Raw genomic sequence first — 21,934 nt, 5'->3', positions numbered from 1 at the left:
TCATCAGCGAGGCATGGCAATTCCTCATTACTCCGCGAGTTGAAAACTGGCGTAATGAGAGTGAACTCACCACCCGAAAATCGGGGGCGCTGTAATGAATACGCCACTGAAATGGGTCGGCAGCAAAACCCGCATTATGGAAATACTCAAACAACACTTGCCCGCCGGTCGACGCCTGGTCGAACCGTTCGCGGGCTCCTGTGCTGTCCTGCTTCATACTGATTACGAGGAATACCTGATTGGTGATGTTAACCCGCACCTCATCAATTTTTATCAGCAGGTTAAAGACAATCCGGAAGAGCTGATCGGCTTAACGGCGCCATGGTTTACGTTTCAGGATCTGGAGTCGTATTACTACTCCTTGCGGGAGTTCCTGAATACCAACCTGCTCCCACCACTAAAACAGGCTGCAATATTCTTATTTTTAAATCGCCACTGCTATGGCGGCGTTTGTCGCTATAACCTCAAGGGTGAATTTAACACCCCCTACGGTCACTATAAAAAAACGTACTTTCCTGAAAACGAGATCCGCGAATTATCACGCCGCCTTGCCCGCGCCACACTCATTTGCGGTGACTTCTCCACAACTCTGGGGTACGCCCACCGGGGCGATGTTGTTTACTGCGACCCACCATATATCCCGGCATCACCCACTGCTGATTTTACGGGGTATCACACCGATAAATTCGGCGCTGAACAACACCGCCGCCTCGTTACCGCGCTAGTTGATTTGTCGGAAAGCCGGATCCCTGTCGTGCTTTCAAATTCAGATACGCCAGTAACTCGCGAGTTACTGAGGGGCAAATTCAAGATCCAGACACTGAGCGCCCCGCGCAGTATCGGCAACCGCAAAAAAGCTGCCAGCACTGCCGACGAGATCATTGCCGTCCGCAATTTATCAGTGTGGCGCAGCGTGGTGGAAGTGAACGCCAAGTTTGCTAATGGAGAGCCATTCTAATGGCCGCCTATTACAACGAAATCGACCCATACGCAGCGCAGTGGCTAAGAAATTTAATCGCTGGCGGACACATCGCGCCGGGTGAAGTTGACCAAAGGAGTATCGAGGATGTCACACCGCAAGACCTCAAAGGTTTTACGCAATGTCATTTCTTTGCCGGAATCGGTGTCTGGTCCTACGCCCTGCGCCGCGCCGGATGGAGTGACGATCGCCCTGTCTGGACAGGCTCATGCCCCTGCCAGCCTTTCAGCGCCTGCGGAAAACGGAAAGGGAAAGGCGATAAACGACACCTCTTCCCCACATGGTTTCGTCTTATTTCGGAGTGCCAGCCTAACGTTATCTTTGGCGAACAGGTTGCGAGCGGCGACGGCCTCGACTGGATCGACGATGTACGCAATCAAGTGGAAAACGCGAATTACGCCTTTGCAGGTTTCGATCTCTGCGCTGCGGGCGTCGGTGCACCGCACATCCGCCAGCGCCTTTACTGGGTGGCTGACTCCAACGACAACAAATATCACGAAGCGATCAGCGAGGGCACAGGTGAAGCGAGCGGAGCAGCGGCTTTTGACAGGGCGCACATCATTGAGTCCGGGAAATCTGAGCGAACAAGTACAAATGATGCTTGCCGCATGGCCGACACCAACGGCGAACTCATGGAAGCACCCATCCAACGCCGGGAGGGAGGGCGGATTGAATTTACAAACAGCAGCAATGTTAGCGGGTTGGCCAACTCCGACAACGCAGGACAATGTGCAGATTGCAGGAGTTGGAGCAGCGAAAAACAACCCGAAAAGAGGAACAACACTGGGAGGGGCTGCAAGTCTTGCAGGCTGGCCGACTCCTGCTGCGAGGGATGGGAAGGGAGGGTATTCGGGCGGACGGGTTCGGGACGGCAAACTATCGACGGACACCCTGGATGTGACGGCGCAACTTACGGGACCTATCCGACTAACGGCTTGTGGCGTGATGCTGACTGGCTTTTCTGCCGGGATGGGAAATGGCGACCGGTTAAACCCGGACTTGAGCCTTTGGTTAATGGGTTTGCCGGACGAGTGGGCAAATTGCGCGCCTACGGAAATGCAATCGTTGCGCCGGTCGCGGAAACGTTCATAGCCGCATATATGGGCTGCGCGCGATGATTGCCGAAAGCAGGGGGCGCAAAACCCCGACACCTCCGCCAGCATTTCCAGGTTGCACCGACAACACCCAGTACGCCTACGCATGGAACCAACCTCGCGCTGCGGTTAACCCCGCAGCGTCTGAGGAGCCGCGTTTTATTGAGTACCTCACCCCTTACGGTTACCGCAAAAAACTAACGATTGCCGAACTCTCCGAAACCCCCGAACCGCCAGATCAGTGCCGTGCATTGCGCCGCCGTCTGGCATCACTGCCGCAATATATCCGCCGTTATTACGCTCAGCGCCTTTACGATCTCGACCAGCAAAGTCAATCTGTCGGGGACGCATGGCTGCTCAAGACCTTTGAGCGCCACGTCCTGCGTCGGATTGATGACGTTAACGAGCAGTACGCTCCGCAGGCCACTCCGCTGGCACTGCAACCGCTGCACGGCCAGTTTTACCGTCTGCTGTGGGCAGGCAAGCGCGAGTTAAAACGCCTGGCCTACAACCTTGCCGACCTCATGATCGGTGAGTTTGAACGCGAGTATGCTTTTTATCTGGATAACACCGGTGATCTGGAAATGGCTGTCATTTCAGGCTACGGGCGGATCGGTTATCTGGCATCACATTTGAATATGGGTGTGCCATGCTGGACAGCTTACTGCAACGAAGAGCTGGATGCAGAGACGGCGCTTTGCGCCGTTTCACGCATGGAAACGCCACGGTGGTGGCTCAATAAATTACGGCAAATCCATGCCCGCTGGCGCGAGCACCTCATGATCGCTGCCGGTTACGTGCATAAAAAATCTGCACCGTATTGCAGCAACCCGTGTGCACATGAGTGGCTGGCACAGAAAAAAGCCAACCGCGAATACCTCAAAGCCATGGAGCTGGAAGACCAAAAAACGGGAGAGCGCCATTCGCTGATCGATAAGGTGGCGCGCAGCGTTGCCAACCCCTCGATCCGTCGCGCCGAGCTCATGGCGCGCATGCGCGGCTTTGAGGATTTGGCAAAACTCGACAACCTGGCCGGGGATTTTTACACCCTGACCGCACCGTCTAAATACCACTCCATGCAGCAAGACGGGCGTCGTAACGATAAATACGGCGGTGCCTCCCCGCGCCTGACACAAAAATACCTTTGCAAAGTCTGGTCAAGAACCCGCGCCGCATGGAAACGCGCGGGGATCCGTGTCTTTGGTTTTCGCGTAACTGAACCCCATCACGACGCGACACCGCACTGGCATTTGCTGCTGTTCATGCGCCCGGAACATATCGGGGAAGCCCGCCAGATTTTTCGCAAATACGCATTAGAAGAAGATGGCCACGAAGCTGGCGCGCAGGAAAACCGCTTTAAAGCGAAACCGATCGAGGAAGAGCGCGGTGGTGCAACGGGTTATATCGCGAAATATATCAGCAAGAACATCGATGGCTACGCGCTTGACGGTGAAACCGACGACGAAACCGGCGAGCCCCTCAGAGATATGTCTAAACGGGTTAACGCGTGGGCATCACGCTGGAAAATCCGCCAGTTCCAGCAGATTGGCGGGGCGCCGGTTACGGTGTATCGCGAACTGCGCCGCATCAAAACCAACAAGGTGGAGATAATCGACGGTGACGGCAAAGTCACGGTTATCGACCGCGAATACAAAGACCCGATCCACACCGCACTCATTCAGGCTCAGCAAGCCGCCGATGACCGCAAGTGGCCGGAATACACCATCGCCCAGGGTGGCCCACTGGTAGAGCGCAGGCACCTGCGTGTCCGGCTCAGCTACGAAACCAAAGAGAACGGCAATGATTACGGCGACACCGTCGCCAAAATTAACGGCATCTATTGTCCGATTGCCGGAGCTGAGTCGTTAACCCTCACCCGCACAACAGAATACAAAATTGTCCCGAAACGCGCCGCCGTGGGTGTTGACCTTGATTTTCAGGGCGGCATCGCCGCCCCTCGGAGTACTGTCAATAACTGTACGCCGGACCCGGCGGAAGGTGAAAAAAACCGTGATCGGCACGATGCTGAGGACGACGAAAACACCGCGCCGATCGATTTTGAGAGGTTAACCCGAAAGGAAAAACGCGAGATAGCCAGCAGGCTGGCGGCGAGCGTGGCAAAACGACGCAGGCAAGTAAAACCGGAAACGCCACCGGCGGCACCACTCGACAATAAGCAGCACATAAAAGACACCTTGCTGGCGCGGGGCGTGGACGCCAGCGACGCAGCGGTCGCCTCCATGCTGGCCGGGGCAACCATTGCCTGCGGTGAGCGATTGTTTGGCTATCCCGACGGGCGCCTGGTGGAGCGGAAAACACGCCAGGCGATTGACTCCACTGTAAGCGACTTAATCGCGCGCCTTAAAAAGGTGCGGGAGGGGGTCTGTGATGAATAAATATTACAACGAAAGCAACAGTAAAACATTGCACCGACTGAGAACCAGAGGTGAAAATGTTCACCGCGACGTTAACCCCGCTTTCTCAAAGAGGCTTAAACATGTTTTTTCCTATTGCAATTGAATCCGGTGACGATAAACACACCTACGGTGTGACAGTACCTGATTTACCAGGGTGTTTTTCCGCAGGCGATACCCTGGACGAGGCTATCGCAAATGCCAAAGAAGCGATCACCGGCCATATTGAGTTACTGGTTGAGCTGGGGCAGGACATCCCCGCCGTTTCTACGGTTGGTGCACTGGCTAAAACTCCAGAGTTTGCAGGCTATACCTGGGCGCTGGTTGACGTAGATGTCACCCGTTTAATGGGGGGCTCTGAGAAAATTAACGTCACCCTGCCAAAATCACTGATTGACCGGATCGATCGCTGCGTTGCGACACACCCGGAGTTTAAAAGCCGCTCGGGCTTTCTGGCACAAGCGGCACTCGAAGCTATGGGATGTTTAACTTGCAAGTCGGAATAAAAATCATTTTAACGTGCAATTGCTGATTAGACTTAACCGTAGGAAAAATAAGAAAAATCATTCCTACGGTCAATTATTAATAGATCAATTAAGCAGAGGCAATCGATAATTAAAGAAGAAACCATTATGGTCAAATATAAAAGCCTCTTTTATATCAATGGAGATAATAATGACATCGCCATCAAAGAAACACTCTTTATAGGATGAGTAATACCCTTTCACAAATTTTTCTAAATCATGAAATTCCATAATGAAAACACCTATATTTTGTATATATGATAAATCAGTTATAATATATACATTTCCACTTTTCAAACCATTGAAATCCAAAAGATGCAATATTTCATTATCAGCAAGTTCTTCCCATTCGTGAACCCTGTTAGCATTAATTGGATTGATTTTATTCAAATCAATTATTTTGCAAATCTGAGAACTACGACATCCAACTATAGTTGTAAGTATACGATCGGCTTCCTGCAATGAAATATTTTTAATGTTAAAACTTTCCATCATTTTATCCCACCCATTCTATGAATAGTTTGTCCGTAACTGAGTGCCACTTGCCATCAAAGTATCTCACCGTAACATGTGGTCCTTCATTGATACTTGCATGACCTGTAGAATTCCATTCTATACGTCTATTACCATCTGGGCTGCTATACCAATTCTCTTTATAGTTGGTAACGTTATCCAAATTACCACCGGCAGCCTTTTTCGCTTCAGTCAGTAAACCATCTTGGCTAGGCTAGTTGTATAGCGGCGGAGAACATCATCACCAGCTGAATTTTTCCTTGTTTCAAAAAAACAGTATCCCGTTCACTCAAAACATCTTAAGTGAACGATGTTACGCATATTGCGGGCATTTTGCTTTGAATAAATAGTTAACGCACACGACCCTCCAGCAGATCGAGGACCATCTGGTGGTCTGCCGGAGATAAATGGTCCGCTAGGTATTTCACCAGGCGATTATTGGTCAACGCACTGGGGCTAATCGTGTGACCAAAACCCAGCGCCAGGGTATAGGTATGCCCGCATTCAACGTTACGACACTGGCAGTAAAGGGTTGAGAGCTTCGGATCGATGCGGTGACTTTTGCTTACGATGGCGTTATGCCCACATTCCGGGCAGAGTATTTTCAATACGCGCATTTTGCCAGGTCTCCCGGCAGTCATTATCACCCTAATTTTAACACCTCCCGCACATCAGTTAATAACATTGTTTATTCATGTACTAAGCGCCGGTGCGGCAAACATCAGGTAGAAACGTTCCGGTACTTCTCGGTCGGCGGCAATGGCCTCGGCGAATTTCCTCTGCACGGGTAAAACTTCATCCTGGCGATAGGTCGCGCGGGCCTTTTCCGGGTCACCCAGTCCAGCAGTGTTCTGCGGGATAATTCCTGCCAGCCCCGCCGGGAAGCGGTGAGCGGTTAACACGTCCTGCCCGGAAATATTCTTGATATTCGCAAACTCATCCTTGGCGCTGATGTCACCCACCGGGATGAATTTCACCCCGTCTTTATCCCCGCCCGGGACGTTGATATACATGTTGCGAAAGTTACCCAGTCCCTTTGCACTCTCAATTTTTTTACGGATGAGCTTTTCGGTTTCCTCGGACAAATTGGGGTCGGAGGTGTACAGAATGCCGCCCAGGTGCGCACCATTGTGGTAATACCGGCGACGAAACACGGTCGCCTCCGCGTTTAACAGGGCGCTGTTGACGCCACCAATATAATCAGGCAGGCCGTAGATTTGCTGCTGCGGATCGTACTGGCTGATAAAAATAATATCGTCCGGCGGGTAAACCAGCGGCTCACCTTTTTGCAGAACAACAAATTCCCCGGTTTTACGGCGCCGCAGATAGAGCGACGGCAGAGGACAGAGCGCCACAACCGCCCCCCAGGCGTTGCGCACTTTGAGGATAGCCAGGTCGCCAAAGACCAGATAATCAAACATTCCGGCATCGAGCTGGCTGCGCGTCAGTCCCCCACGCTGATAATCGGATGTCACCATATTGCGCCGGGCATACATCACACCGTCATGCTGTGGGCTGGCGTTCACCAGGTTCGCCAGTGCCAGCCGGTCAATCGGGAGTGTCCAGGTGTTCCAGGTATCATCGTACTGGATCTCGTGGTAATCCGTGCCACTGGTGAGCACCAGTTCAGGCGGGCCGATAAACATGGCGCTACGACCCTGCGTACTGACGGGCATCGGCAGCGCGGCAAACTGCTGTTTTTTATTTCTGTTTTTCTTCCTGCTCATCCTTACCTCGTTATGACGCAAACGCGTAGGTCGATTTCCGGCGCGTATCGTAGTTAAGTGGTTCATTGATGACGGCGTGAGAGATGGCGAAAAAGACGTCGGCGTGACCCGTTTCCGCCGTGCGCTGCGCCACAAACGTGATGGCATTACCGCTGGCCGTCACGGTTTTGCGAATAGCGAGGAATGAGCCGGCAATGTCGCGTTTTTCTTCCGACCACTCGATACGGTCGCTGTCGACCACATCAATCATTTTCGAAACCAGACGTGTTTTGGATTCGACGCTGTAGTGAATGTCGCGCACCTCACGCGGCGCAAACGACTGGACGCGTTCGAATACCCCGCGCCCGATACCGGTCACATCAATGCCGATGTAGGTCATGCGGTACCGCTCAGTAATTTTGCGGATTTGCTCAGCCTGATATTTAAAGCTCAGCCCCTGCCAGTGGTAGGTCTCAAGAACGCGGAAGCGCTCACCCTCAAACAGAGGGGGGGCGATAACCACAAACGTGGAGGTGTCTCCGGAGCGCGCCGGGTCAAATCCTCCCCACACCTCCCGCTCACCAAACGGGCGACGCGCGTCGGGGTCAAAGTCCTGCCAGCTGGCCGGGTCAACTTCACAGCGCAAAAGCTGATCAAAACGGAACACACAATCGGCAGAGTCAACAAAACGACACCCATACAGGAGTGCGTAGGTGTCGCCGCTGATCGCGTCACGTATGCGTGACACCGTGACGAACTTATCCAGCCCCCCGCGCAGGCATCTTCCAGTGTCACCACATAACGCCACTGACCGTCCGGGCACTTTCGCCCGCCATCGCGCAGCTCGTCAAAGCCCGGGAATGTTTCAGCCTGGCGTTTTTTATCGCGCCCCTTCCACTCATCCCCCGTCCAGAACGGGTAAGCATCATGCGTTTTGGCGCTGGGTGTGGAGAAATACGTCTGGCGCCACTTGTCATGCGTGGCGATAGCACTTGAGACATCTTTGAACTTCTGGAATTTGGGTACCCAGAAATATTCATCGAAATAGTAATGACCGCTTTCACCCTGAGCGGTACTGGCGTTGGTTGCCAGGAATATCAGGTTTGCGCCATTGCTCAGCGTGATCGGATTGCCGGTGAGCTCAACACCGGCCAGCTCCCGCGCGAACTTGACGATATAACGGCGGAATATTTCCGCCTGGCGTTTGGATGCCGAAACAAAGATTTGGTTATCGCCGGTCGTGCAGGCATCTTCGAGTGCTTCCCACGCGAAATACCAGGTCGCACCCACCTGTCGCGATTTGAGCAGGTTACGGACAGAGCGTGATTTGTTATCGCGTAGCGTCTTTTGATACTGGAATAAATTCTCGCCCGCGAAGGCCTCAAAGACCTCCGGTGTTAAGGCGCTGGTGTCATTTTTTCGCTTACGGCCCCCCTTGCGGCGCGGGGCGTCCTCACCCGAGGCCATAAACCCGATGTTCTCACCGCCGCCGCCCGTCATAGCCAACCCGCTGGCACTGGCCTGCGCCAGTTTTTCCGCGTGCTTATTCCGCTGCGTAATGAGCTTCACGTGATGCCCGATAAGCCGGTCCAGCTCATCGAGCTCCAGCGAGGATTTGTTATCCCGCATCACCAGCAAATTCACACGGCGGTTTATGCAGTCTTCGACGGACTCCTCGCTGAGTAAATCCGTCCAGCCGTATTTCTCAGCCCAGTAATAAACAATACGGGCCGATGTGAGGTTTAATTCTGCGGCGATCTCTTTGGGCGTCCATTTTTTCAAATAGAACGCCCGCGCCACATTGCGTATTTCTTGAGGGTATATGCTCATGGGGCATATTATGCAGGTACCACACTGAGGATTATTAAAATTAATTTCGGCTATGTTCGGCTAAGGGGTTATATCCGAATTAAAGTGATCGCCGCATTCAAAATTATTATTGATACTTTCACCACTCATTATCATTTATTTTTTCAGTGGTGAATATGTCGGGTAAATCACAACTCACAACAGACTGGATCTGCATTGCCACTGCGGGCGAAACGGTCGACCAGCGCCAGATCCCTGAGCAATGGCTCGTCGATATGGCAGAAACCTACGACCCGTCACTCTATACCGCACTGTTATGGCCTGAGCATCGTCGTTACTACGGCAACGTCGGCGAAGTGCAGGCGTTAAAACATGAAACGCAGGACGGGATCACGAAGCTTTACGCCCGCTTATGTCCGACAGACGACCTTATTTATTCCAATCGTCGCAACCAGCTCCTGTTCTCCTCCGTTGAGCCCACACCTGACGGTAACTTCCGGGGCTCGGGGCGTTGTTATCTTCAGGGGCTGGGGGTCACTGATGAGCCTGCAAGTGTTGGCACTGACCGCATGCGATTTAGCGCCGATAAGAACGCGCCCGTTTATGGCGCGCCGGTACCGTTAGTTTTTAACCTTGTCACCGAAAAGACCGGAGATCCGAACATGTCCACCGATAAAAAATCATCCTGGCGCACTCTCTTTAATATTCAGGAGCCGGAAAAACCGGAAGCCACCCAAACCATGGGCGAAGACAGCGAAAAATTAAGCGCGATGGCTCAGGGTCTTTCTGAACTGGAAGATAAATTCTCCGCGCTGGAGAAAAAATATTCTTCGCTAACCGACCTGAATAAAACCATTGACGAAATTAAAGCTCAGGCGAAAGAGTTTGGCGAAATTGTCAATAGCGACAAATTCAAAAAGCTGGCGGAAGAATTGCCTACGGTTCTGGATAAATTTTCCAGACTGGATGAAGTGATCACTAAATTACCGGATGGCGCTCCGGGTAAAACCACCGAAGCAAAAGATTATGTGATCGTCTGATTTATATCACGGCATAACGCAGGCAATTCAAACGCAATAACAGGAAAATATTATTATGTCTCAGCTTATTAATTTGCCGCCAGCCGTCCGCGACGGTATGGAGAAATACTTCACCGCGCTGTTTAAATCACTCGGCCAGCCCGCAACCGCCGATCGCAACCAGTATTATGCCGTGACCCCGCCGATGGAAACCGCCATCCGCAAAGCGCTACAGGAAGGCCTCGATTTTCTGAAGCTCATCACCCTGCGTGACGTTGACCAGATGACTGGCCAGGTGGTGGATATTGGTTCGTCGCGCCTGCACACAGGGCGCGCCGCGGGCGGGCGTTTCCATCGCAATATTAACGTCAGCGGTAACACCTACGCACTCGCAAAAACCGACTCAGCGGTCGATCTCGACTGGGAAACGCTGTCCAACTGGGTTAACAGCGGTGATGAGAACGAGTTTATGAAGCTCGTTAACGATTTCAGCATGCAGGCGTTCGCGCTCGATATGCTGCGCATTGGTTTTAACGGTACCCGTGTCGCCGTCACAACCGAGCCAGAGACTTACCCACTGGGTGAGGATGTCAACATCGGCTGGCACCAGATTGGCAAGACCTACAATAGCGGTGCGCAGGTCATCACCGACCCGATCACCATCGGCCCGGGTGGTGACTATGTTTCGTTAGACGCCGCTGTCGCTGACCTGATCAACACCAAAATTCCGGCAGAGTTTCGTAACGACCCGCGCCTGACCGTGCTGGCGGGTGCGGACCTGATTGCCTCCGAGCAGTACCGCCTCTATCAGAAAGCCGATACACCAACGGAGAAAATCGCCGCGCAGCTGCTGTCCGATTCCGCCGCCGGTCGCCGCGTGATGATCCCGCCATTCCAGCCGGGTAAACGCCTTGCGGTCACCATCCCGCAGAACCTGCAAATTCTGACGCAGCGCAATTCACGTCAGCGCAAAGTCGAGTTTGTCGAAGACCGCGCGCAGTACGAAAACAAATACCTGCGTAATGAAGGTTATGCGCTGGGCTATCCGCAGCTGTACGCCGCAATCGATGAAACTGCGGTGACTATTGTCGACGGCACGTTGCCCCCGGCAGAGGCCGCGTAAATGGGACTTTCTCCGGGGTTGCGTCATAACGCACAGCTCGCCGCGCGCGAGTCACTCAGCGCAGGCCAGGCACTTGTTGCCAGCCCGGAGAGTCTGCACACCTATTTACGTGAAATGAAGCACGACGTGGAGCAGTTGCGCCAGCTGCCCACGATTGCCGATCGCATTCTACGTAAGCGTGATGTTCTGTTGCCAAAGTGGCAGCCCGTCGCCGCCCGTTATGTTGAGTCGGGCGAAGTGTTCAACAACCTGATTTTTGCCTATTGCGTGATCTGGTTGTTCGACGCCGGAGATTTTGACACCGCACTGGACTGGGCGGAGGTGGCGATCGCGCAAAGTCAGCCCACGCCCGAGAACATCAAAAGCACGTTTCCGGCGTTTGTCGCCGACACCGTGCTGGCCTGGGCACAACGGGAAGCGGAGCACGGGCACAGCGTTGAGCCGTATTTCTCGCGCGTCTTTACCCATATCCGCCATGACTGGCGACTGCACGAAGAAATCAACGCTAAATGGTTCAAATTTGCGGCCCTGTTGCTGCTACGTGACAGCAAAGGCAGGCCGATGCCCTCCGCTGTCGAGGATGCAAATATCCTGCAAGCCGCTGATGAATTACTTGCGCAGGCCCATGCATTCCACCCGCTGGTCGGGGTGAAATCGTTGCGCGAAAAAATCGCGATGCGCCTGCGTAAATTAAACCCACTGCCGCACGGCGGCGCGGACGCGGGGGAGGATGCCGCCAGATTACTGGCGCAACATGCCACGGATCCCGGTCAGTCCGCGTTCCAACAATCTGCTCAGGACGCCGCGCCATGAGCCTCGGATTTTCGGGCAAAGACCTGGAATATCAGGGCGCGAAAATTGAGAACACCGGCGAGCCTTTCTGGCCGGATCTCGATCTGGCCGAGTTCCAGAAACAACGCAAACTCCCCACACAGCTGGAGGGCGACACGGTGGTGCAGGCGGTACTCGCGGCCATGTCGAACATTAACGAACGCCTGGCGGATTTTGTCAGCGATAAAAAAGCACAGGGTTTTGCCCATGCCAGCGAGTTGCTGGGGGCGCGCTGCGGTGAGGTTAACCAGCACATGGCGCAGTACAAAAATGCGGTATATGCACTGGCAAAAGGCGACCTGCTGGGCGAAATCGTCAGTATTGCGCGCGTTGACTCCTCGGCATCACCCAAAGGCACGACGGGCGACGAATACGAAAGTGCCACTCGTCGGGCATTGCTTGTCGAGTCAGCACAGGCCGTGCGCGGGATCCTCGGTATGGGGCGCGCAACGGTGGAGGTGGTATGAGTCAGTTATCACAGCTTGTGAGTTTTTTAAATGAAGCCCTGCCTGAGCGCTTGCGCGGGTTCGATAGCTGGATTGATAACCAGAAATTAACACCTTCATACAAGGCGCTGGGTAACGACCAGTACCGGCTGACCATCACGACCTATGACGGTGTGATTGAGCTCGACAAATTCCCGTACCGGCAGATTGATCCCGGTGTTGTTTACGCCATGGTCGAAGTCTGGATTATTGAACACGCCAGTGAGTTACGTAGTGATATGGGGATAAGCGGCGCCGATATTGACGCCGAACTTTACGACGAAGAAAGTGCGCTGGTCACCATCACCGTGCCATTGGTTGATGAGCTGGTCATTGCCCCCGATGAAAACGGCATGATCCCGTTTATGGGGAAAAAGTGGTCCGTTGTCACTCCGCTTTATGACGTTGCGGAAAGTGCCGAGATTTACGGCGCAGACTCAACCGGTGCCGCAGTAGGTGGGCAACCGAAATGATCAGGGGAAGGCTCAGTCTTAATTCCAGCCAGGCGCAAGCGCTGCGCAAGACGCTGGCAGGGCTGGATATGCCAAAGGCGAAACGCCAGAGGCTGCTGTGGCGCATCGCTAAACTGGGGATTATTCCAGCGTCAAAGCGTCACGCCAGGAATCAGACATCACCGGACGGCCAGCCATGGGAGCCCCGCAAACGCGGCAAGAAAAAAATGCTGCTGGGGTTACCAAAATTACTGAAAGTCAAAGAATTACCCGAGCAGGAAGCCGTGCGCATTTATTTGCAGGGTGGCAAGCATCAAAGCGGTGGCAAAAGAATGCCCGCCGGTTATATCGGCGCTGTTCACGATGCGGGCGCGACAATCAAAGCCAGTGCGGCAAATTATAAAAATCAGCCGTCACAGGTCGGGCAAAAGGCAACCAAACGCCAGGCCAAAAAGCTGCGTGAGCTGGGCTTTAAGGTGAAATGGGGTGAGCGCAGGGTCAAGCCCGCTGTTAGCTACATTACGGCGGAAATGTCCCGTGCACAGGCTGGTTACTTAATTAAAAAGTTATCGAAAGCAGAGAAGAAAAACGCATGGACCATCACCTTGCCATCGCGTGTTTTTCTGGGTGTCAGTGACGACGAATTTAACAAAATCATGGCGCGTCAGCTGCAAGGCATTGGCTTTGGCTGGGACGTCAATGCGCAAGATATTAAGGGGAGAAACTCATGACCTGGCCGTCCGTAAGTATTGATCAGCTTAACCAGTATCAGGGCACCACGACGGAAACCGAGCGCGTGGTGTTGTTCGTAGGTACCGCAGCACAGGGAGCCGGAGCGCTCAGCCCGGTCAACGACAGTACGGATTTAGACGCCCTGCTGGGTGCCGACGACAGCGTACTGAAAAGCAACGTTGCCGCCGCTCGTCGTAACGCGGGTGCTAATTTTTATGCGTGGGTGCATGTCCTGCCCGCGCTATGGACCACTGACGACTGGGTCGCCGCGGTTAAAAGTGCTCAGAAAGTGGTTGCCGTCGAGGGCTTTGTGTTGTGTGAAGACGTGAGCGACGTGGCGAGTATTCACGCCGCCATCACGCTGCGCGCTGACCTGATTGCAAAGCATGGCCGCTGGTTATGGTCAATTTTATCTGTCGCGGCACCGCTTGATTTGGTGACCTGGGCGGATTATTGCCTCGAGCTAACGGCGCTACAGGGTGGTATCGCCGGACCCTCGGTGCAACTGGTTCCCCGTCTGTGGGGCAATGAGCCGGGCGTACTGGCGGGGCGACTGTGTAACCGCGCGGTGACGATTGCGGACAGCCCGGCGCGTGTCAAAACGGGCGCGCTGATTGATTTGGGGCGTGACACCCTGCCGGTTGACGGCGCCAGTGTACCCGTCCAGCTGGCTGACCTGAAAGCCATGAACGGCGCGCGCTATTCCGTGCCGATGTGGTACGAGGATTACGACGGTATGTACTGGTCAGACGGTTTAACGCTGGAAGTCGAGGGCGGTGATTATTCCGTGATTGAGTACCTGCGTACGGTCGATAAAGCGGCCCGCAAAACGCGCCTGCTGGCTATTCCAAAAATTGCCGATCGCTCACTCAATTCAACACCTGGCAGCATTGCCGCCGCGCAGACTTATTTCGGGCGCCCGTTGCGTGACATGTCAAAAAGCGCGCAAATCAATAACGTCACCTTCCCCGGCGAAGTGAAGCCGCCGCGCGAGGGGGATGTCGTCATTCAATGGAAAAACAGCAAAAGCGTATCGGTCTATCTCACCGTGCGTCCGTATGAATGCCCGAAAGAAATCACGGTCGGGATTTTGCTTGATACCCAGCTGGAGCCAACGCAATGACCAGACATATTTCCGGCATGAGTTTTGATGTCGACATGCAGGGCACCACCATTCATGTCGAAACCATCTCGCTGTCCATCACCGACAACACGCAGGTCTCAAAAACGCGCGGTATCCCTGACGGCTACACCGACGGGGACGTCGAGGGAGAGGGCGAATTAGAGCTTGATTCCGTCAACATCCTGAAAATCCAGGACAAGGCGCGCAGTGCGGGCAGCTGGCGCGGTATCGAGCCGCAAGACTTCTTGTTCTATGCCAACACCGGCGACTCAGAAATGAAGGTCGAGGCGTTTGGGTGCAAGTTGTCACTGGCTGACATTCTCAACATCGACACGACCAGTGCGGACAAAACGAAGTACAAAATCAAGTACATCGTGACGTCTCCGGACTTTGTTCACATTAACGGTATTCCGTATCTGTCGGAAGAAGACACGCGCGATCTGATTGGGTGACTTATGCCGCAAAACCATTTTCGCAACCTGCTGACGCTGGCATTTGTGGGCGGGATCATCGGGCTGGCAAGGTTGATGGAGTCGGGCGACCCGCTGAGCGGGCGCCTGATTTTCGCCCGCACCATACTGGGATCGGCAATGGCCCTGGTGGCGGGCATCGTGCTGATCCGCATCCCGGATATTCACCCAATGGCCATGCTGGGCATTGCCTCGGCGCTGGCCGTCGCGGGCCCGCAATGTATTGAAAAGTGGTTGCGCTGGCGAGTCCGCGAGCGCGAAGCCAGCCACAAGTAACACTCACGTACCATCACTAAAATCAGAGGAAAAACCATGAGCGACAAAGTCAAAATCGAGATGAAGGTCAACGGCCTGGCACTGGTGTTTGAGCCGAATATCACCGCCTACAACAAGCTTATCAACGAGCTGGCACTGGACAGCAAAGTCGCCCCTTCAGCGCAGTATCTGCGCCGTATCATTCACCAGGACTGCAAAGACGCGCTCGAAACCGTCCTCAAAACACCGGGTGCGGGTATCAAACTCATGGGGAAAGTGAACGAGATTTACGCCCCTGATCTGGAAATCGAAGTAAAAAACTAGAACGCCGGGTCGCAGCCATTGACGGCAACCCGCTGGAGCGCGCTGCCGTCCTGCGGCAGCACTATTTGCCCGGCGAAGAAGACACACCTGAGTCACTTGCCCGCGCGCTGTGGCTCGATAAAACGTACTGGAATAACGTCGCCATCGCCGTCAATAACGGCATCGCAAAAGCCTATAACGGGGGCAAGGCATGAAGCAGTTAGAAGTCACATTGTCCCTGATTGACAAGTTTACCCAACCCCTCAGGCAAGCGACTGGCGGGCTTAAAGGGATGACAAAAGACGTCGCAGGTAATGCCCAGCAGGTTGGCGCGGGGGCCGCGGGGATTTGGGCGGTGACGGAGTCCGTTAAGGCTTTGCTGGGTCCGGCTAATGAAATGAATAAAGCCCTGGGCGAGGTGCGCTCACTGGGAACGGGTGAAGCCGCACTGCAAGGGCTGTCTAAAGCCGCGATGGAATTTACCAGCGAATTTGGCGGTGATTCCGCCCAGGTGGTGCGCTCGGCTTATGACATCCAGTCTGCGATCGCCGGTTTGCAGGGAACCGAGTTAAGTGATTTTACCGTTGCTTCCGGGATCCTTGCCAAAGCCACCAAAGCCGATACGGCGACCATCACCGCCTATATGGGCACCATGTACGGCGTTTTCCAGAAAGAAGCGGACGCCATGGGGCGCTCGAACTGGGTGGAAAAAATCGCCGGTCAGACCGCTGAGGCTGTGCGTATCTTTAAAACCTCCGGCCCGGAAATGTCCGGCGCCTTCACCGCACTGGGTGCGGCGGCCACGTCTGCGGGGATCGATGCCGCGGAGCAAATGGCGGTACTGGGTCAGCTCCAGTCCACCATGAGTGGCAGCGAAGCGGGCACAAAATACAAGGCGTTTCTGGCGGGCGTGGGCAGTGCTCAAAAAGAGCTCGGCCTGTCGTTTACCCATAAAGACGGCACGATGAAATCCGTCACCGAAATCATGCGGCTTATTCGTGACAAATACGGGGATTTATCCAAAGTCGCAGACAGTGACCTGATTAAAAAAGCCTTTGGCAGCGATGAAGCGGTTGCCATGGTGAAACTGCTGGCGACCAACGTGGAGGGGCTGGAGGGGAATATTGAATCTCTGAGCAACATCACGGGGATGGATAACGCGGAAAAGATGGCCCGCGACCAGATAGACCTGTGGGAGCGCCTGTCTGCCACGTTCAACAACCTCAAAATTGTGCTGGGTGCGGCATTGCTCCCGCTGCTCAACCCGCTATTTAAAAAAATGGCAGACATCACCGCGCAGGCGGGGAAATGGCTGACGATGTTTTCGCGTATTGCCAAAGTTATCGGGGTGGTCATTCTGGCTATGCTGAGTTTCGCCGCCGTGACCGCACTGGCAACGCTGGTTGTGGGGGTGGCAAACGTTATCTACACCGGCTTTATGATTGTACTTAAAGCCTTACGTGTCGTCCTTTTAGCACTACGCCTGGCGCTTTTTCTTGTCGCCGCGGCGGTCTACATTGCCACCTCTCCACTCATCCTCATCGCCCTTGCCATTGGCGTGTTAATCGCTGCGGTGATCTGGCTCTGCGTGAACTGGAGGGAGGTGCTGGCCTGGCTCGCAAATACCGACGCATTTATCTGGCTGATGAGCGTAGTCAGCCAGGTCACCGCATTTTTTGCCAGCGCATGGGGATCCATTGCCGCCGGTTGGCAAGCCGTTCTGACATTTTTCACCACTCACTCACCCCTTGAGATTTTTAGCCTCGCCATTGCCGCTATCGGGAATTTATTCACCGGGCTATGGGAAACGGTAAAAAGCTCGTTTTCGGCGGCATGGGACTGGATTGTGGAAAAACTCAACAATCTGCCAGGCATTGAGATCCCTGTTACCACCACGCCGCAGATTGCTTCAGCCAGCGGCGGCGCATTAGCCCCACTGGCACCCGTTTCGACCGGGCGCGGTGGTATTAGCGGGCAGATGTCGCAGAAAAACAGCACGGCAACCAGCTCACGCTCAATGACCATCGGCACGGTGCAGTACAACGTTGCCAACCCAATGAGCCCGCAGAGTCTTGCGGAAAATATGGAGCTATACGGCTATGGGGGTTAACTCAGATAAATCGCTGTATATCGACCTGCTGATCACGGGCAAAAGCTTCACACTCAACTCGGGCAACGAACCGCTGTTGTGTGACAACCGCGCGAGCATCAGCCAGGACGTGACTCACTCGATTATTGAGTCCGGGCTGGCAAGCGAGTTAATCGGCGAACGCAGCCCAACATTGCGCGCCGACATCACCATGCAAATGGTTACGCTTGCGGAAAGTGACGTGCGACTCATTCCCGGTACGGTATTTATCAACGAAGAACGCTCCGGGCATTACGTGCTGACCGCTGAAACCTACGATTTTGGCGTTATTCAAACAGGAGTCACCCTTGAACAAGCCTGATCCGGACTATAAGCAGATCCTGGCAGATCAGGGGATGCCGACAACTGAGGAAGAGGTTGCCGCGCAGTTTACCGGGATTGCCAAAGAAGAGGGGTTGATTACCAACACCTCTAAAATGTCACCGTTCTGGCGCCTGGTCACGTCCATCGTATCCGCGCCGGTCATGTGGCTGATTGACGCACTGTCTTACATCGTGATGCCCAACCTGTTTCTGGCGACCGCGAGCGGCGTTTTTGTGGACATGTTCGCCTGGGCGGTCAATCTTGCGCGTAAACCCGCAGGCACTGCCGCCGGTACCCTTCTGTTCGCTAAAAGCGACATCGGCACCACGGTCACCGTACCGGTGGGAACGGTCGTCCAGACAGAACGCATTAACGACGTGGTGTACAGCCTTATCACAGCAGAGAATTTTGTGATTGCCGCTGGCGTTCTGAATGCTCAGGTGCCCGTTGTGGCCGAGGCGGCGGGCAGTGCTTACAACCTTGCCCCCGGTTATTACAAAATACTGCCTGTCGCCATTGCAGGTATTGCCAGCGCTGAAAACGCAGAGGACTGGCTCACCACGCCAGGCACTGAGCAGGAAACCGACGACGAGCTGCGCGATCGCACCAAAAACCAGTTTAATCTGGTGGGGAATTATCACATTGATGCCGTTTACCGCGGCATGATCGCCTCACTGGCAGGCATGACAACCGATCGCATTTATTTCGAGCACGGCGCCCCGCGCGGGCCGGGTACCGCTAATGTGTATTTATTGCTGGATGCGGGTGTCGCCAGCCAGCCCTATATCGACGCCGTCAATGATTACGTTATGGATCAGGGCAACCACGGTCACGGTGATGATGTGTTGTGCTTAGCGCTACCCGAAACCCCGGTTGATCTGACCGTCACAATTTACCCCTGGGATGCAGGCAACCTGACCGAAGAACAGCTCAATACCTTATTGCAGGGCGCAACCCATCTTGTGCGTTGTGCGTTTCGGGAGAACAGCCTGTATGACGTTGCACAGACATGGCCGTGGAGTCGCTTTTCTCTGTCGCGGCTCGGCGAGGAGCTGCACGACACCTTCCCCGAGATTGAATCTGTCGAGTTTTCTCGCGGGGATATTTTAAGCGAGCTTGAGATCGCCCGCCTTGGCACATTGCAGGTGGTGACCGGTGGATAACGTCCCTGACATCAAGCTCCCGGTATGGATGAACAAAGGCGAACCGCTCACGCTCGCCCATGCCTCACAAATCTGGTGGGATCAGGTCTGGAAGTGGCTGCGGTTCCCGCTCGCACAAATCAACGCTGACACGTGTGACGAAAGCCTGCTCACTCTGCTGGGTTACCAGCGAGATATCACCCGCTTTCCGGGTGAACCCCTCGATCTCTTCCGGCTGCGCGTTAAATACGCCTTTCAGAACGCGAAGGATGCCGCCTCAATCGCTGGATTCGAACGCATATTCAGGCGCCTGGGCGTAGGGCATATCGAGCAACATGAGCGCGTACAAGGGCTTGACTGGGACATCATCATTATCCGGTTACAGGATGGGCAGATTTCGGGCAGACGCGACTTGCTCAACGAAATTATCAGCAAATACGGGCGCACATGCCGCCGGTACCAGTTTGAAGTCGTGTCCCCCATCAGGGTGTCGGTGTCCACAGGCGCTTATGGGGGCGACTACGTCACTCACGTGGCAACCATGAACGGAGTAAACCAGTAATGTCACACACCATTATCACCGCAGCTTTCGAGTCCTATCTTGCCGGGCAGATCGCCGCGGGAGAAGTTGTCACGCTTGATGAATTTATCTTTGCCTGGATTGACGGTTTAGATCCTGCGCCCCCCATTAGTCCGGATGAAGTGGTCCCCGCAGAAGAGGATATCGTCTGGCGCCAGGCTGTCGATAAAACAGGGGTGGTGAATGAGGATGCCGTTGTTTATTCCGTGACGCTGGGGACGAATGTCGGCGATTTTGCCTTTAACTGGGTGGGGTTGATTAACCATGATTCGGGGATGTTGGGTGCCGTGACCCACATCCCGACGCAGGATAAGTACGCCACAACAGAGAGCACCCAGGGCAACATATTAACGCGCAGTTTTTTGATGGGGTATGCGGGCGCGAAACTGGCAACGCAAATCTCAACACCCGCTGAAACATGGCAGATTGATTTCTCTGCGCGACTGAGCGGGATGGATGAGCGCCAGCGAATGGAAAACATTGATCTGTATGGCGTGGGCGCATTTTTTGATACGGGTTTTCTGGTGACTTCGGGTGCTGACGGTGTTTACACCGTTGCTCCTGGTGCAGGTTATGTTGGCGGGTTGCGTGTTGAGCTATCCAGTGAAACACCGGTCGCAGTCGCGGCAACACCGGTGAAAATCTGGGTGGATGCTCACTGGACAGGAACAGTCGCCAGCATCTGGAATACACAGTTTGAGCTAATCGCCTCACCCGATTTACAGGATCACACCCTCAACGGCTACCCGCATTATGTCTTTGCCATTGCGGAAATCAGCGAAACCGGAGAAGTCACCGACTTGCGACCGAAAGGGACTCTCGACGGCGGTCAGCAGGCTAACAAGTACGTGCTCAAAAGCGAAAATTTGAGTGACCTCCCTGATAAAGCCGAGTCACGCAGCAACCTTGAGTTGGGAACATCTGCAACGAAGGATGCTCAAGAAACACCCACTGACGCCACGCCTGGCAGATTGCTGATAAATGGCGGCTGGGGGTTGGGTAGTGTTGCTATTGATATGACTGATGGTGAAATTCTTAGTCCATTCGGAATGCAAACCGCGCTATTTAAACAGGGTGGTGGCGCTTCCGATTCTCATTTTGGCGCGTTTGGTGCGGGAACTCACATTTTATACGGTAGTGACGCTACCGTTGTGCATACGGCGAACATGTTTGTTTCTAGTGCAGGTCATTTAACAGCTGAATGGCTGGTAATCGACAAGGCGACGGGTGCAATAGTATTGCGAAATGCACAAAACCTGTACGGCCCGTTAAACAAGCCAACGGCGGGTGATGTAAACGCAGTAGCCAAAACTGGCGACACCATGACAGGTGCGCTGAGGATGGAATTTAACACCACGGGCTGGCCTGGTGGTGGAATGACGTCAGACCAGCTAGCTAATGGAGTGGCACCGCTCGCCAGTCATACCTATGTAGCAGCTGGAAATATGTATTTACCGCTAACAAAAGCGGTAGTGCAGACAGCCGGAGAGGGTTATCAGTCATCCAGTGATTTCGGTGTATTGGTTCATGGTGGTCCGGCATGGCCTTCGCCATGCATCACTTCAGTTAATGACAGGGGTGAAGTCCATCAATGGATATTTGACCCCAACCTTGCAGCAGGAAGCAACTCAACCAGATTCACATCCAACGGCAACATACTTGGCGCGGTATTCAGGGGGAGTAATTTAGTTATTCACCTGGACAGCCTTGTTAATGATGTGCAATACGGCGCCATGCGCTGGCAGGATTATGCGGGCGGCGGTCAGGTTATCGCGGGTAGTGGTGAAGTGTTATGTGGTTTGCAAGAGCAGCAGGACGATAACGAAATACATGGTTACTGGTTCAAGCCGCAGCAAAAATTTATTAATGGTATTTGGGTCAATGTGATTGGGTGAATGATGCAAAATATTAAAAATTTCAAGGCAGTA

The 21,934-nt window shown here is 54.0% G+C and carries 22 protein-coding genes and 1 pseudogene; 19 read left to right on the top strand and 4 right to left on the bottom strand.

All coding sequences use genetic code 11. The annotated features are described in order from the left end of the window. The first annotated feature begins 94 nt into the window (after window positions 1-94). The 4 genes from D8682_RS05865 to D8682_RS05850 all read left to right on the top strand — a co-directional run bounded on the left by D8682_RS05865 (window position 95) and on the right by D8682_RS05850 (window position 4,993). Complete coding sequence (locus D8682_RS05865) at window positions 95-958, top strand: DNA adenine methylase (RefSeq protein ID WP_121813787.1); 864 nt, start codon at window positions 95-97, stop codon at window positions 956-958. Beyond that, window positions 958-2,097 carry a DNA cytosine methyltransferase gene (locus D8682_RS05860; protein WP_121813786.1) on the top strand — a complete coding sequence of 380 codons (1,140 nt, stop codon included), beginning with the start codon at window positions 958-960 and terminating at the stop codon, window positions 2,095-2,097. Before D8682_RS05865 ends, D8682_RS05860 begins: the two co-directional genes overlap by 1 nt. Continuing rightward, the gene (locus D8682_RS05855) at window positions 2,094-4,469 is read left to right on the top strand and encodes a replication endonuclease (protein ID WP_121813785.1); all 2,376 of its coding nucleotides are present in this window, start codon (window positions 2,094-2,096) and stop codon (window positions 4,467-4,469) included. Before D8682_RS05860 ends, D8682_RS05855 begins: the two co-directional genes overlap by 4 nt. Window positions 4,470-4,570: 101 nt before the next feature. Continuing rightward, window positions 4,571-4,993, top strand: a complete 423-nt coding sequence (locus D8682_RS05850; protein ID WP_121813784.1) for a type II toxin-antitoxin system HicB family antitoxin — start codon at window positions 4,571-4,573, stop codon at window positions 4,991-4,993. A gap of 84 nt (window positions 4,994-5,077) precedes the next feature. Here D8682_RS05850 and D8682_RS05845 read toward each other — a convergent pair whose 3' ends face one another. The 4 genes and pseudogenes from D8682_RS05845 to D8682_RS05830 form a co-directional block, all read right to left on the bottom strand. Then, window positions 5,078-5,506: a hypothetical protein gene (locus D8682_RS05845; RefSeq protein WP_121813783.1), complete on the bottom strand. Its 429-nt coding sequence runs from the start codon at window positions 5,504-5,506 to the stop codon at window positions 5,078-5,080. A 368-nt stretch (window positions 5,507-5,874) separates the two neighbouring features. Further along, entirely contained in the window at window positions 5,875-6,141 is a 267-nt protein-coding gene (locus D8682_RS05840) for an ogr/Delta-like zinc finger family protein (RefSeq protein WP_121813782.1), read from the bottom strand. 75 nt (window positions 6,142-6,216) lie between these two features. Continuing rightward, window positions 6,217-7,251 carry a phage portal protein gene (locus D8682_RS05835; RefSeq protein WP_121813781.1) on the bottom strand — a complete coding sequence of 345 codons (1,035 nt, stop codon included), beginning with the start codon at window positions 7,249-7,251 and terminating at the stop codon, window positions 6,217-6,219. A gap of 10 nt (window positions 7,252-7,261) precedes the next feature. Continuing rightward, window positions 7,262-9,060: pseudogene (locus tag D8682_RS05830) on the bottom strand (terminase large subunit domain-containing protein). A 155-nt stretch (window positions 9,061-9,215) separates the two neighbouring features. Between D8682_RS05830 and D8682_RS05825 the strand changes: the two are divergent. From D8682_RS05825 to D8682_RS05755, 15 genes are all read left to right on the top strand, one after another. Then, window positions 9,216-10,079 carry a GPO family capsid scaffolding protein gene (locus D8682_RS05825; RefSeq protein ID WP_121813780.1) on the top strand — a complete coding sequence of 288 codons (864 nt, stop codon included), beginning with the start codon at window positions 9,216-9,218 and terminating at the stop codon, window positions 10,077-10,079. A 67-nt stretch (window positions 10,080-10,146) separates the two neighbouring features. Continuing rightward, a complete protein-coding gene (locus tag D8682_RS05820; protein ID WP_370090859.1) occupies window positions 10,147-11,181 on the top strand; it encodes a phage major capsid protein, P2 family in 1,035 nt (344 codons plus the stop codon). After that, window positions 11,182-11,994, top strand: a complete 813-nt coding sequence (gene gpM / locus D8682_RS05815; RefSeq protein WP_121813779.1) for a phage terminase small subunit — start codon at window positions 11,182-11,184, stop codon at window positions 11,992-11,994. It abuts the gene before it with no gap. Then, on the top strand, window positions 11,991-12,479 hold the full coding sequence (locus D8682_RS05810; protein ID WP_121813778.1) for a head completion/stabilization protein: 489 nt from the start codon (window positions 11,991-11,993) through the stop codon (window positions 12,477-12,479). Before gpM ends, D8682_RS05810 begins: the two co-directional genes overlap by 4 nt. Beyond that, on the top strand, window positions 12,476-12,970 hold the full coding sequence (locus D8682_RS05805; RefSeq protein ID WP_121813777.1) for a phage tail protein: 495 nt from the start codon (window positions 12,476-12,478) through the stop codon (window positions 12,968-12,970). The genes D8682_RS05810 and D8682_RS05805 overlap by 4 nt, the downstream gene beginning before the upstream one ends. Next, window positions 12,967-13,680, top strand: a complete 714-nt coding sequence (locus D8682_RS05800) for a hypothetical protein (RefSeq protein WP_121813776.1) — start codon at window positions 12,967-12,969, stop codon at window positions 13,678-13,680. The genes D8682_RS05805 and D8682_RS05800 overlap by 4 nt, the downstream gene beginning before the upstream one ends. Further along, the gene (locus D8682_RS05795; RefSeq protein WP_121813775.1) at window positions 13,677-14,804 is read left to right on the top strand and encodes a DUF2586 domain-containing protein; all 1,128 of its coding nucleotides are present in this window, start codon (window positions 13,677-13,679) and stop codon (window positions 14,802-14,804) included. Before D8682_RS05800 ends, D8682_RS05795 begins: the two co-directional genes overlap by 4 nt. After that, window positions 14,801-15,256, top strand: a complete 456-nt coding sequence (locus D8682_RS05790; RefSeq protein WP_121813774.1) for a phage protein — start codon at window positions 14,801-14,803, stop codon at window positions 15,254-15,256. Before D8682_RS05795 ends, D8682_RS05790 begins: the two co-directional genes overlap by 4 nt. A gap of 3 nt (window positions 15,257-15,259) precedes the next feature. After that, the gene (locus D8682_RS05785; protein WP_121813773.1) at window positions 15,260-15,550 is read left to right on the top strand and encodes a holin; all 291 of its coding nucleotides are present in this window, start codon (window positions 15,260-15,262) and stop codon (window positions 15,548-15,550) included. Window positions 15,551-15,586: 36 nt separating this feature from the next. Further along, window positions 15,587-15,853 carry a putative phage tail assembly chaperone gene (locus D8682_RS05780; protein WP_121813772.1) on the top strand — a complete coding sequence of 89 codons (267 nt, stop codon included), beginning with the start codon at window positions 15,587-15,589 and terminating at the stop codon, window positions 15,851-15,853. A gap of 190 nt (window positions 15,854-16,043) precedes the next feature. After that, the gene (locus D8682_RS05775; protein ID WP_121813771.1) at window positions 16,044-17,942 is read left to right on the top strand and encodes a phage tail tape measure protein; all 1,899 of its coding nucleotides are present in this window, start codon (window positions 16,044-16,046) and stop codon (window positions 17,940-17,942) included. Beyond that, window positions 17,932-18,282: a DUF2590 family protein gene (locus D8682_RS05770; protein WP_121813770.1), complete on the top strand. Its 351-nt coding sequence runs from the start codon at window positions 17,932-17,934 to the stop codon at window positions 18,280-18,282. Before D8682_RS05775 ends, D8682_RS05770 begins: the two co-directional genes overlap by 11 nt. Before the next feature lie 34 nt (window positions 18,283-18,316). After that, window positions 18,317-19,447 carry a baseplate J/gp47 family protein gene (locus D8682_RS05765; RefSeq protein WP_121815647.1) on the top strand — a complete coding sequence of 377 codons (1,131 nt, stop codon included), beginning with the start codon at window positions 18,317-18,319 and terminating at the stop codon, window positions 19,445-19,447. Beyond that, on the top strand, window positions 19,440-19,988 hold the full coding sequence (locus D8682_RS05760) for a hypothetical protein (RefSeq protein ID WP_238392824.1): 549 nt from the start codon (window positions 19,440-19,442) through the stop codon (window positions 19,986-19,988). Before D8682_RS05765 ends, D8682_RS05760 begins: the two co-directional genes overlap by 8 nt. Then, window positions 19,988-21,901: a phage tail protein gene (locus D8682_RS05755; protein ID WP_121813769.1), complete on the top strand. Its 1,914-nt coding sequence runs from the start codon at window positions 19,988-19,990 to the stop codon at window positions 21,899-21,901. Before D8682_RS05760 ends, D8682_RS05755 begins: the two co-directional genes overlap by 1 nt. Window positions 21,902-21,934 lie beyond the last annotated feature (33 nt).

It is taken from the genome of Buttiauxella sp. 3AFRM03 (assembly GCF_003675305.1).
Taxonomy (GTDB): Bacteria; Pseudomonadota; Gammaproteobacteria; order Enterobacterales; family Enterobacteriaceae; genus Buttiauxella; species Buttiauxella ferragutiae.
The sequence above is the reverse complement of the archived record's forward strand: the minus strand, read 5'-3'. Positions and strand labels throughout refer to the sequence as shown.